Source organism: Pedobacter sp. Bi27, from assembly GCF_918698255.1.
Taxonomy (GTDB): Bacteria; Bacteroidota; Bacteroidia; order Sphingobacteriales; family Sphingobacteriaceae; genus Pedobacter.
In genome coordinates this window covers 1041823-1055565 of sequence record NZ_CAKKMW010000002.1, presented here as the reverse complement: position 1 = coordinate 1055565, position 13743 = coordinate 1041823, and the positions used below count along the sequence as shown (strand labels likewise).

Annotated in this window: 6 protein-coding genes; all 6 read right to left on the bottom strand. The window is 38.3% G+C overall.

Going from position 1 to position 13743, the window contains the following annotated elements:
* Nucleotides 1-2 precede the first annotated feature (2 nt).
* Complete coding sequence (locus tag LQ227_RS09905) at nt 3-2936, bottom strand: TonB-dependent receptor (RefSeq protein ID WP_230143113.1); 2934 nt, start codon at nt 2934-2936, stop codon at nt 3-5.
* Between the two features lie 578 nt (nt 2937-3514).
* Nucleotides 3515-4390 carry a hypothetical protein gene (locus tag LQ227_RS09900; protein ID WP_230143111.1) on the bottom strand — a complete coding sequence of 292 codons (876 nt, stop codon included), beginning with the start codon at nt 4388-4390 and terminating at the stop codon, nt 3515-3517.
* Between the two features lie 22 nt (nt 4391-4412).
* On the bottom strand, nt 4413-6083 hold the full coding sequence (locus LQ227_RS09895) for a SusD/RagB family nutrient-binding outer membrane lipoprotein (protein WP_230143109.1): 1671 nt from the start codon (nt 6081-6083) through the stop codon (nt 4413-4415).
* 16 nt (nt 6084-6099) lie between these two features.
* A complete protein-coding gene (locus LQ227_RS09890; protein WP_230149202.1) occupies nt 6100-9270 on the bottom strand; it encodes a SusC/RagA family TonB-linked outer membrane protein in 3171 nt (1056 codons plus the stop codon).
* A 359-nt stretch (nt 9271-9629) separates the two neighbouring features.
* The gene (locus LQ227_RS09885; RefSeq protein WP_230149201.1) at nt 9630-12119 is read right to left on the bottom strand and encodes a M14 family metallopeptidase; all 2490 of its coding nucleotides are present in this window, start codon (nt 12117-12119) and stop codon (nt 9630-9632) included.
* A 184-nt stretch (nt 12120-12303) separates the two neighbouring features.
* Entirely contained in the window at nt 12304-13734 is a 1431-nt protein-coding gene (locus LQ227_RS09880; RefSeq protein ID WP_230149200.1) for a SusD/RagB family nutrient-binding outer membrane lipoprotein, read from the bottom strand.
* Nucleotides 13735-13743 lie beyond the last annotated feature (9 nt).

Below are 13743 nucleotides of genomic sequence, written 5' to 3'. Positions count from 1 at the left end.
TCTTAAAATGTTACATCAACACCAAAAGTGAATTTTTGAGAAACAGGATAAATACCCAGCTCAAGGTTGTTGAAATACTCTGGATCGTAACCGCTATATTTTGTGATGGTTACTAAGTTATTGGCTCTAGCATAAACTCTTGCTTTATTTAAGAACTTGGTTTTGCTCAACAAAGATTTATTAAAGTTGTAGTAAACAGTAAGATCGCGCAGCCTTAAATAAGAAGCATTTTCAATATAGCGATCGTCGAAGTTTGTACCTGTACCATACTTACCGTATTTGGCATCGTTATCACCAGGTTTTTTCCACATTCTTTCATAAAGATCTGCAACCCTGTTGTAGTTACTCCAAGAAGCGTTGTTCCACTCCATCCATGCCCTGGTATTGTTGATCGTATATTTACCTACTACGTAGTTCCATTGCATAAATAGACCAAAGCCTTTATAAGAAAAATCTACAGAAGCTGCGCCATTATATGGTGCATAGAAACCTTTTCCGTCCAATACTACAGCGTCGCCACCGTCGAAATTTGTTGTTTGATTACCGTTTTTATCCAAATAGACCTCATTACCTGTTTGTCCATCGATATGTGAGAATCTGTTATATTTTAACTGACCATACATGTAGCCTACAGCAGTATAAACACCTGTACCAGTTCCTAACAGCTCATCCCTGAAACCATAAAGTTCAGTAACCCGGTTCTTATTATACGTAAAGTTTGTATTAAAGTTTAAAGTAAAGTCTTTAGATTTAACGATCTGTGCACCTAAGCCCAATTCAATACCCCTGTTATACATTCTTCCCATATTTTGATAGATTGAAGAATAACCTGTAAGGTACGAAACCGGCACATTAAGTACCATATTATATGTTACGTCATTATAAAAATCAGCAGTGAATGTTAATCTGTTTTTAAAGAATGCCGCATCGAAACCAACGTTAAATTTACGTTTGATTTCCCATGATAGATCTGGGTTTCCTGCTTGGGTTGGAGTTAAACCCGCAGCGCCGTTATAAGTTGTTGAGCCGAAAAGATCGTAGGAAGGATAATAACCGATACCATCATTACCAGTTGTTCCGATCGATCCACGGATTTTTGCAAGCGATAACCAGCTAACATCTTCCAAGAATGCCTCTTTTTTGATGTTCCACCCTAAACCTGTTGACCAAAAAGTACCCCAGCGGTTATTTCTTCCGAATTTAGATGAACCATCCCGTCTGATACTCAAATCTACATAATACTTATCTTTATAGCCATAGTTTACGTTTGCCAATGCAGAGAACATTCTGTATTTATTTAAAGAACCGCTCGTTGCTGACGGGGTTTGAAAAGAACCGAATTCCAACAATAGTGGTGACGAGGTGTTCTTTGCAGTTGCACTAAACACAATATCGTTATGGAAATTGTACTCGGACCCAATTACGGCTGCGATTGAATGATCTCCAAAAGTATGGTTATAGTTTAAGGTATTCCTTTGAATACCATCCATCCATGATGAATAATACCTGTTGGCATTACCATTATCAGCTGCAGCAATTAGAGGTGCATTATATCCACCACCATAATAACTGGTGTAGTTTGCCCCATAACTAGACCTCAATTTGATATCCTTTGTTACATCAGCTTCTAGGTAAGTATTTCCAAGCAATTTTAAGTTTTGATAATCAGTATGCTGATAATCATTCGCGCGAACCCAAAGATTATTATAAGCACCTGCATATCCACCATACTGTAGCCTTTGTTTAAAGTTACCTTCAGCATCACGGATATTTTCATAAGGCAGTAACAGATAAGCCATCATACCAGTGTTCGCAGTACTATTCCTGGTCTCATTTGGCTGACGCTCGTTGGTATTACCAGCATATAATGAGATACCCATCTTCAACCAGCTTTTTGCTTTGTGGTCAACAGTCACACGGGCACCGTACCTTTCCCATTTAGAATCGAAATAGATACCATTCTGTTGCGCATACTCTCCAGAGAAAAACGCCTGTGTTTTTTCGTTACCTGTTCTGATACTTAAAGAATGTGATTGTGTTTGAGGTTTTTGGAAAACTTCATCGACCTGGTTAAAATCCGACTTTAACAGTTCAGGAATAGCAGGATCGTTGGCTGCACGACGACCAATCGCAACTTCATAATCCAATCTTTGCTGCGTGTTCATCATCTTAAATTTTTGGTTATTAATTTGTTCATAACCATAATAAGCTTGATAATTGATATCAGTACCAGACTTTATACCTCTTTTGGTTGTTACCAAAATTACACCGTTTGCACCACGCGAACCATAAATTGCTGTTGCAGATGCATCCTTCAATACATTGAAAGAGTCCATATCCTCAGGATTAAGCTGTGCAAAATCGCTGGCATCAACAGGCTGTCCATCAACAACATAAAGCGGAGCCAATGAAGAGTTGATCGATCCCTGACCACGGATAAAAATTTGAGGAGCCGCACCTGGTCTACCGCTTCCTGCTGCTACTACAACACCCGGAACCTGACCTTGTAAGTTGTGGAGCATATTTCCTGAAGGCCTTGATGCTACTTTATCTCCATCAACTAAAGATACAGAACCAGTTTCAGCACCTTTCCTTTTAGTGATATAGTTATTACTGATTACGACCTCATTAAGCAGGGTTGCATCTGGACTCATCGATACATTAATATCATTTGAGCCTGTAATCTGTCTGGTTGCGGTATTATAACCGATAAAAGTAAATACCAATACGTTTTGTCCTGATGGGACTGTGATTTTAAAGGTTCCTTTGCTATCTGTTGAAACACCAGCATTGGAGCCCTTGATTTTAACACTTACACCGGGAAGAGGTTGGCGATCTTCAGACGATGTAACTGTTCCTGAAATTGTTCTGTTCTGTGCCATTGCGCTAACCGCGACAAACAAGAACATGAACAAACTTTGTAGAAGTTTTTTCATGAAATTTAAGTTAGATAATGATATAGTTATTTGAAGCGCTAAATATAAAATAGTTTGGTAAGAGTTTAACAAAATTTAACAAAATTAACCCTCATAATGACGCTATTTTGACAATGATCCTGTCTGATTAAAAAGGCGTTTTTGGGGAGTTTTTCCGCAAAACGTAGAATATTATGGGCGATTATAATCGTATTTTATCCCCAAATAGGCGAAAACTGCCCATTTATGTCCATATATTATATAATAATAATCCAAAAAAACTGTGCCAAAAAATCAAATTTTATGTGCACGCACTTTACACGCTAAATTAGGCTTTAAACACAAATAGGATTTTCATCTTAAGAAAATCCTATTTGTTGTAGTTCTAAATGCTTAGTGAGGTTAGCTCAGATTGGTAAACAGATAGAAACAATTATCAAATTCGTTTATGAAAATTTATAGCAATTTTCTATACAATTTATAAAAGATCAATATAAAAAAGCGCCGCTCTAAAATGATTAGCCTTTGAAAGGAATCATTTTAGAGCGGCGCAAAGGTAAGCTTATGTAAGCTGCTAAAGGATTAGCTACTTATTGTTATTATTTCTTTTTAAGTTTTATTGTAAAATCACCATAACTTCCCAAAGGAGAGGTATGTGATAATCTTACACCAACTGTTAAATCACACGGCGCTACAGCATTTGCTGCACTACCAGCCACACTAACAGCAGTGAATATTGGCGGGCCACCATAGCCACCATACGCTACACTTGCTGCTGATGTAGTATTATCTGTAGGATTTATCGTAATTACAATAGGCTTAACACTCACATCAGTTCCATAAAAGAAAGATAGGTGTGTAGCATCAATAATGGTTACAGGAACCGTTTGTCCAGCTGAATAATCAGCCCATTCATCGGTTACCACTGTATAAGGCACAATTGTACCAACAGCACCATAATCGCTCATTTTAAACTGACAAACTGCAGCAAAGGTAATTTGAGGTGTAGAGCCTGCAACTGAAGATAAGCCACCATTATTGGTCTCTCCTAAAGTTGAGAAGGCAGGATAAAATTTCCCACTTTCTGTCGTGATATTAGCACCAATGGTATAAGAATCACCAAGAACTGAAGATACGCCAAAGAGCGATTTAATCTGGGCACCAGTAAGTGTAATGTTTGTCGGATAAGAGGTAACACCAGCCTGTATAGTTTTAACAACTGCAGCATTACCATTTTTAATTACAACAATATCCAATTTAGAAGGCTTTACATCTTCTGGATAAAACAATGAAACCGAAAATTTTCCAACAAAAGCATCTGGAGCTAATGCAGAAATTGTAGCATCACCCGTTTTATCAACCGTTAACTGTGGAAGAGGTACCCTTTCAAGTGCCGGCAATTTAGGGTTATCTTCTTTACGGCATGCCGCGATAAAGAACGATGACATTAATAGATATATGACTAATTTTTTCATATTAAGTTAATTTAATAATGTTTTATGGTAACCAGAATGGCTTAAAAGTAGATGGATCTGATTTCTGTGCAGGAGCACTACCATTTGCAGATAATTCTGTATTAGACCAAGGTAAAGTTAATGGGTACTTTTTAGATACCTGAACATCTACTGCTGGTTGAATGGCCTGAGATGGATCTCCATTTATTGGCGGTTGAACTTTTCCTCCTGGCGCTTGGGCAGGGTTAGAAGGATCAAACAGCACAGGGAATTTAGTTCTTCTATAATCTGTATATGCATCTACTGCACTACCATAACTTGAGATCCATTTTTGTGTCATAATAGATTCTAATTGTTGCGCAGGCTTTGCATCATACTGAGCCATAACTGCTGCAATGTAAGCCGTTGCCGCTGGCGTACCTGCAACAGCAGGAACTGTTTGAGCAGGTTTTACATAGGTGGTGACCACATAATCAACTTGGGCGAATGCCTCGGTAATGGCGGCCTGTAAAGTTGCCTTTGCATCACCGGCAATCACACCTGCTTTCATTAGCTCTGCTTTCATAAACAATACATCAGCATAAGTAATAAAACGGTAAGGAGCTGCTCCAGTACCACTTGCCGCACTCGCTGTACCACCTGCACCATCATCATAACGACCACCAACTGGATATATACCAAACAGTGTCATAAAGTTTTGTTGCGACTGTGCAGCGTTTGGTCCTGTTGAACCAAAATAGATAGATAGAAAACCACCATCTCTATATTCCGTTGGATTTGTTGCTGAAGCTGTTGCTTTTATCTGATTGTAAAAATAATAAGGAAGACGTGGGTCTTTAATTCCTGTATAAATGTTGGGATTATATCCTTTTAAAATTTCATAAAACCAAGGACTTTGATATTGTGATCTTTGCGCGGCAAAATAATCACCAAAACCTGGATTTCGATCATCCGTTGCACCGTTAGGGCCAAATGGCAATAAGAAACTCTCAGCCGTTGTACTAATTAAATTGTTAGCTGCAATTAATGCATTTACATCAGCCGTCACATTTTTGGTTAAACGCTGTTGCAGCAATAGCTTCAATTTAATGGTATTTGCAGCCTTAATCCATCTAGAGATGTTGCCTTTATAGATTACATCATCATTACCGGGCACAATAAGATTTGATGCTGTCGCATTCAGATCAGCAATACCTTTATCTAATAAAGCAATTAATTGAGGATAGATCTCAGACCCTTTGTCGAATTTTGCACCAAATTTATTTTCAGAGACTAACTTGTTCACATCACTAAATGGAACATCTCCATAAATATCAACCATTTGGCTGTAACCATAGGCCTTCAATATCTCTGCAATCCCAACATACTTCAAGTTACCTTTTGCAGTACCTTCCGAAATGATGAAATCCAAATTGGTAAAAACAGCAGTGTACATGCCCGTCCAACTATTCACAATATTGAAATTCGCTCCTGTAGCATTGTACTGATTCGGATCTTCTCTAACTACCAGACGGTGCATATACACTTCCAGCACTTGGGAGATCCCACTTGAAGTAGCCAAATTTACACCTAGGTTTAATTGAGCTGCAGGCAGTAATTTATTTACACTTACAGAAGTAGGACTATAAGGGTCTGTATTAATATCCAGTGATTTTTTGCAAGAGGTCGCTAACAAAATCACCGCGGGTATAAAGTATTTTAATTTACGTATCATTATCGTATGTTTTTTGTTAGAAAGTTATGTTAACATTAAAACCATAGCGCTTAACTGTAGGTGCAGTAGAAAGTTCAATTCCCTGGATATTGGTTGCTCCAAAACTGTTGGTTTCTGGATCAAAATTGGTTCCTTTTGGAATATTAGGAGCATAAAACCATAAATTTCTACCTGTTGCGCTTACGCGGATCGAGCCAATTGGCGTTTTCTTAAACCAAGCTTTTGGAAGATTATAACCTAAGCTTATTTCCCTTAACCGGTACACTGTTCCATCATACACACTCCACTCATTTGCTCCGTTTGTAGCGAAAGTAGGTGCTCCACCTCCATTAAAATAAAGATCGTTAGTAGTTAATCTGGTAATGTTTTGGATCTTGTTCCCGTTAGCATCTAAAATTGGCTGAAATGTATTGGCATCTCCATAAACACCTGGAATTACCCATGTCGTTTCTCTATCATCAGTTAGCTTTCCTGTACCACGACCCAACTCATTTTGGATAGTTGTAGAGTAAATACTTCCACCTTTAGTATAGTCTAACAAAGCGGTTAACACAATCCCCTTATAAGTAAAGGTATTGGTAAAGCCTAATTTAAATTTAGGGTTAGGATCACCGATAAAACTCGGCTCAATATTATCAATCAACGTACCTGTATTGGGATCAATCAATAGATTACCTTCATTATCACGTGCACTTGTAGTACCTCTTAAATAACCATATGGCATCCCAGCTTCTGCATAAGCAGAATAACCTGTTGAAGCTGCGAAACCAGCTAAATCGATTCTAGTTACGCCATCCTTCAACTTATCAACCATATTTTTATTACGGGTGAAGGCTAAAGTAAGATTCCAGTTAAAATCTTTAGTTCTAACAGGCACTCCTGTTAATTGTACCTCAAAACCTTTATTACTGATTTGTCCAATATTGGTATTGTAAAATTGATACCCAGAACTTGCAGGTGCATCTATTGCCTGAATTAAATTGGTTGAGATTTTGTTATAGTAAGTGAAGTCAAAGTTAATTCTTTGAGAAAAGAAACTTAATTCTGTACCCACCTCAAACTCTTTGGTAAACTCTGGTTTTAAATTAGGATCGTTTGCTGTAATATTTGAGCTTGCATTAGGTACACCTAAGAAATTTGTGTTAAAACTAAAACCATTGGTTATTCCATATGGGTTCGCATCACGTCCTACCTTTGCATAACTTGCTCTTAACTTTCCATAATCAAGCACTTTACTTTTCAACTGAAAAGCGTCAGTAAAGATGAATGTTCCTGAAATTGCCGGATAGAAATAACTTCTGTTATCTGTTGGTAGGGTTGAAGACCAATCATTACGTCCGGTGGCAGTAATGAAGGCGTAGTTTTTATAGCCAAATGTTGCTTCAGCAAAGACACCAAAAATCCTTCTTCTGCCGTACGAATCTACTAAGAACGACTGCTGAACCGTATTGTTTAGATTATGTATCCCTCGCTCAATAAATTGATTTCCTCTATTAGCCTGTCTAGTGGTCGTTCTCTGATTAAAGTTAAAACCAAGTAAACCGTTGAAAGTAAAATCCTCGTTAATTTTTGGTTTTAAGTTTAATAAAGCAGTTGATTCGATTTCTTGTTTCCGATAATTGTCTAGTGTTAATCTACCCAATCCTTCAGCAGCTCTAGAGCTTACTTCGATCACCTCACGTCTACCAAGTGTATTTACGTTTGTTCCTACAGCAACAGAAAAATTAGCCCATTTGGTAATATCATAATCTGCTTTTAAGTTTGCAATAAAACGCTCTTCCGCAGTATTCGTAGTATTATATTTAGCAGACCACAATGGGTTATCAAACTGCCCAGCACCAGCGTAAATAATACTGTTTCCGTTTTTATCCTCAAAAGGAAGACTTAAATCCCAGTTACGTCCTAAAAATAATGTTCTTGAAAACAATGAAGGCGCACCATTCTGGGTTTCACCGAAATAGCCCCCATTTTGTACAGAGCGGCTATAACTTAAGTTTCCACGGATATTTAAACCATTATCCAATTTAGAACTACCACCAACCGCAATATTTGTACGATTGTAATCTGAGTTGGTAACATATCCCTTTTGATCTAATTGCGATGCCGTAACTACGAAAGCGCTTTTTTCGTTACCACCATTTAGGTTGATGGAATTCTCTAAAACATAACCATCTTTAAACAAGCTGCTCACGTTATCCGGATAAGCCTGATAAGGAACCTTACCCGTAGGGAATAATTCTGGATAGGCGGCTAAATAGGCAGGCCAAGCTGGAATTTCTTTTAGCGCTCCACCAAATTTAGGGCCCCATGAACCGTTGGAAGCAGAATAGTTGCCATAAGAACCCGTACCATAATTGTTTTGAAGCTCAGGCAATTTGGCGATTTGCTCCAATGAAGCTGAACTCTTTAAATTGATTTCCAGTCCTTTTTTTCCCGCTGTTGCACTACCCGATTTTGTGGTAATCAACAATACACCATTTGAGGCTCTGGAACCGTATAAAGCTGCAGCACCAGATCCTTTAAGTACCTGAATGGAAGCAATATCATTTGGATCGATGTTCGCAAAACCACTTCCGTAAGCACCACCACCACCTAATTGGCTTGATGTAGTTACCTGATCATTGCTATACGGTACCCCATCAACAACAATTAATGGTTGTGCATCACCAGTAAAAGAGGTATTACCACGAATCTGTATACGCGTAGCCGATCCAGGTGTACCTTGAGACGCACGAATATCAACACCCGCTACCTTCCCTTGAAGTGTTTTTAATACATCGGGCTCAGAAACCTGGGTAATTTGTTCGTTGTTTACTTTTCCAACACTTGCACCAAGAGATCTTGATTGACGCACAACACCGAAAGAAGTAACTACTACCTCATTTAATTGTTTTGCATCTGGCGCTAATGAAATATTAATCGAATTTGATGCGCCTACAGTTGATTCTGATGCGGCATATCCGATGTAAGAAAAGACCAAAACTGATCCGTTTTTTGCAGTAATTGAAAATTTACCGCTGGCATCTGTCGTAGTGCCATTCTGTGTTCCTTTTACCCTTACACTTACCCCAGGAATCGGAAGTTTATCATCCTGAGAAGTAACAGTACCAGTAACCGTTCGATCTTGTGCAATTGCATTTACAGCAAAAAACATAAGAATGAACAAACTTTGTAGAAGTTTTTTCATAATTAGAAAATAGGTTAGTTAATGATGGGCCTAATTTAAGGGATGAAAAGGATGTTAGAAAATTTTTTTTAACAATTTTTAACAAAAGCAACAAAACAAAAACTAATAGCCTTTAATACAATACATTACGAAATGTTAAATATTATTTTAGCGACAAAAAATGTTAATATAATATTAATTAATGGCGATTTCATGTCCTCCTTAACCTTAAATTCCACCGTTCAAACTAGAGATTCAGGAGCTAAATGTAATTTTTAGCTCAACTATTCTAATAAAATCTACAAAAATTCATCTAATTGGGCGTACGCTTTGCCTAACGATTTAGAAATCAAAAGGTATGTATGATAGAATTTATAACTTTAATAATTACAAAAAATTATATTCCCGAATAAGGTTTTCCCACCCTCCCAGAAGTTTCTAAACAGCGGATCGTTAGCCAAATAAACGACCTGGCCACGCCCGAAATCTTGTACGCCGATAAGGAGCCCGGTTTTAAGCTCTTCCCTTGCTTTTTTACCAACTACACCTGCCATTAAGCTTTTTTCGTTAATTAAACCCACATTCCAACCTTTAACAAAAGGCTCATAAATCTTCCGGTCTGTTTTTAAACTGTAGTAAGTTTTACCCAAACCATAGGAAAACGGGTGACTAGCATCGAGATTGATCCGATAAATGGCACCTGGTATGGTAGTTTCGAAATCATCTCTGTCCTTATCCTTGAAAAGAAGTTTGTTTGCCTCTGGCTTTTCATCTTTTTTTACAACGGCCTCCTTCTTTTTAATATCAAATCCCTTTTTCTCGAATACACTTTCGATGGCATCTTCCATCAAAATCAATCTTCCTCCTTTATTCAGCCACGCGGTTAAACCATCGCCTATAAAAGCACTGTAACTTCCATCTGGTAAAATCAAGGTGTTTACCTTATTAATATCCAGGTTATTCAGATCCTTGGCATTAATAATACTTGGTGAAAGATTTAGATCATGTTCAAGAAAAAACCAAGCTTCGCCAAACGCAAGAGAAGAAACCTCCATACCAGATACAATGGCAATTTTAGGCTGTTTTAACAATGGATAAACGTTAGAGCCAAAATCTTTCCCCTTTTCTACAAAACCACTGCTAATTGCCTGAATTGGTCTGTTCAAGTTTTTGGCGATCGATGCAACCTTATCTTTCATCCCTTTGATCAGTCTTTCGTTTTCTGCCCTCAACACAATTAGGGTTCCTGCAGGATAGTCTTTACCATTTACAGAAAAGGGCTGATCGGCCTGCCTAACTTTTATGTTTTCTTTTTGTAGTGCCGTTAAAACCTGAACATCTTCGCTTGTTCCCCAACTAAACAACCAGGCTAGGGGCTTCTCAAGTTCATTACTGATTATCTTTGGCTCTTCAATCACTGAGAATTTTCCTTTTATGCTTTCTTTGCTGGCATAGCCCTTTAATCCGTACACATAAGGTAGGGCCCAGGCTGTAATATCATAAGTATTAGAATCCGTTACGAGGGTTTGGGGCTCTAATAAAACGTTAGCCAAAACTGCCCTTGGCTGCTGAATATTAACAATTAAATCGTTACGGGTGATGCTAAAATTTTCTTCCTTTTGGGTATCATAGTCATAACCTCTTCCTGTTTTATCACCACCAAAAGCAAATTCGATTTTATTTTTTGTTAGCAGTTCAGCCAGTTTTTTTAAGCGTGACAAATTAGTTGCTTTGATGATATAGCTTTTATAAATGCCGGGACTATTGGCCAATTCTTGCTGGAAATATTTTTTATACTCCTCTAATAATTTATTATGGTTTAAAGAGGTTACTTCAAGGGTCGACATCCCTGTTGTAAAGTGGTGTGCTATACGGTCTTTTAGGGTTAACGTATCGCCATCATTAGTTACTACAGATAACCCGGCCCTGATTCCTCCCTGTTCATAGGTCATACCAATTGATCCGTTATATAAAGGATAAGTATCGCCATAAGATGGGTATAGCAAATCAAACCGTTCCTTGGTGAAGTACTGCCATCCTTCTGCATCAAAATATTTGGCATTATTTTTACCGACTACCACCTGGAAACTTTTTTGCCAAGGCGTAATGTCCTGATGAACCGGTTCTGCCGCCGGTGCAAAATAGTAAGGTTCATTATAGCTTTGCTCATGAAAATCGACATGCACCTGAGGCATCCATTGGTTATACAACGCTAACCTTTGCACGCTTTCAACCTGTGTTTGCCAGGCCCAATCGCGGTTTAAATCGAAATAATAATGATTTGGCCTACCACCTGGCCATGGCTCTATGTGTTCTCTTGATAATGGATCGGAGTTGGGGGTTTTCCCCACTACACTATTAAAATAATTCACATAACGGTCTCTTCCATCGGGGTTTAAACAAGGGTCAATCACTACAACTGTATTTTTTAACCATTCAGTTGCAGGTTTATTATCACCCGAAACTAAGGTATAAAGCATCTTCATTGAAGTTTCAGTTGAGTTTGCCTCATTACCGTGCACATTATAACTTAACCAAAGTATAGCAGGCTGATTTGTTAAATCGACACTATTGGTAGTGCCCGTTGCTAAAACTAAATTGTTGTTCCTAATCTGTTCGAGTTTGCTTATGTTTTCTGGTGAAGAAACAACTGCCACCATTAAGGGTCTGCCTTCATTGGTTTTACCGTATTCTATCAGTTTGATGTTTTTAGTAGAAGCCGCAGCGGTTTGCCTAAAATAATCGGCTACTTTATGGTGTGGAGTAAAGTGCGAACCTAACTGGTAGCCCAAAAAATCATCAGGACTTTGTATTTGGCTATAAACGTTTAGATTAATGAATAAAGCAAGGCAGAACAGAACGTATCTCATGAAAAAATAATTGTTTAACCAATAATACATAAAATAAATATGATTTGAACACCCACATTCATATCATTTTTGTGGTCAAGTACTTCTTCTTAATAAAAATAAAGCCTCCATTACCGGAGGCTTTATTTTATTTTAAAATCAGATCATATAGCTACACCATATTGGCCTGCCATGTAAACCAAATCTAATTGGCCCACCAAACTTTAGTTGACGTAGCTATACTTTGCTGGGGCTGTGGATTTGACGTGATTTCTTGTGAAGGGTAAGGAAAGCGCTGTGGGATATAAGGCTTAAAGGCATTCTGTACCACAGATAAACTTGGATATCCTGTTCTACGCCAGTCGTTGTACACTTCAAGAGATAAAAAATCAGCAACATATTTTTCGCCAATTATAGTTTTTAACGGAGTAACAGCATCAAGTGTTGCGTGAGTTGCCAGATAAGTAGCCTTATCTGTTGCAGCAACTTTTAGCATATCCATATGGGCAGCAACGGCACTGTTATATATCGGCGTAGCCGCTGCCGCTCCTGATTTATAAAGTGTAGCCTCCGCTTTAATAAATAATGCTTCTGCATAGGTAGCCAGATAAACCGGGGCTGCTTGTGCAATGCCCTGTTTGATCTCATCTTTGTCAACATACCCTCCATAAAAATAACCGACGGTAGCGTAAGTAGCTGGGTCCGTGGCCGCAGCAGTACCGCTCGTTCTGCCAATATAATCTTTACCAGAACCTGGATTTGCTAATATTGGTAATCTTGGATCGTTGTTTGATTTTAAAGCATTAACAAAATATGAGGACAAAACAACACCTCCCGCACCTGGTAAAGTATTCTGGTACCAAGGATTTTCGGCTTTTGGTCCACCAGCATAGATTAGCTTGGCATTATCATCATTTGACTCGAAACCGTTTTGAAGAGCGGTAAGTGCCAAATCTGCCTGAGTTGCCGCATTGTAGCCTGCTGCTTTACTTAAACGCAGGTAGTACCTTGCTTTAAGGGTATAAGCAAATTTTTTCCAGGCAGCCAAATCCCCCCCGTAAATAAGGTCATCTCCGCCCATAGCCTTATTCGTATTTGGTGCATTTAGCTTCACAATGGCATCATCAAGAGTTGTTTGAATAACTTTATAAATGCTTTCTTGCGAATCGTAAACTGGCTTAAGTCCATCCAAAGCATTAAAAGCCTGGGTGTAAGGTATATCACCCCACAAATCGGTACAAACGGCTAAATTATAGGCCAATAAAATTTTACCTACACCCGAATAACTGGTATTACTTTTCTTATCCGCATCGCTGATCATATTGCGCAGGTTGTAAAAAATAGCAGGATAAAGGTCAAAGCTCCAGGTATTGTTTACATCTGTTGGAGTAATGCGATAGGTATCGATATTTGGCGATTCTTGATTTAGCGCCAGCTGTTGTGTCCAATAAGCCGTCGTTATTGACGGGTACCCCCCAGCAATCTGCGTAGTGGTATAAAGCTCAACAGGGGTTAAAATTAACGATTCCTGTACTTTTAATGGATTATTGGGATCTTGATTGATATCAAGGAATTTCTTACAACTACTAAAAGAAAGCAGTAATAAAGTGGCTATTGAATAATATATAACTTTCATGTTTGCTTA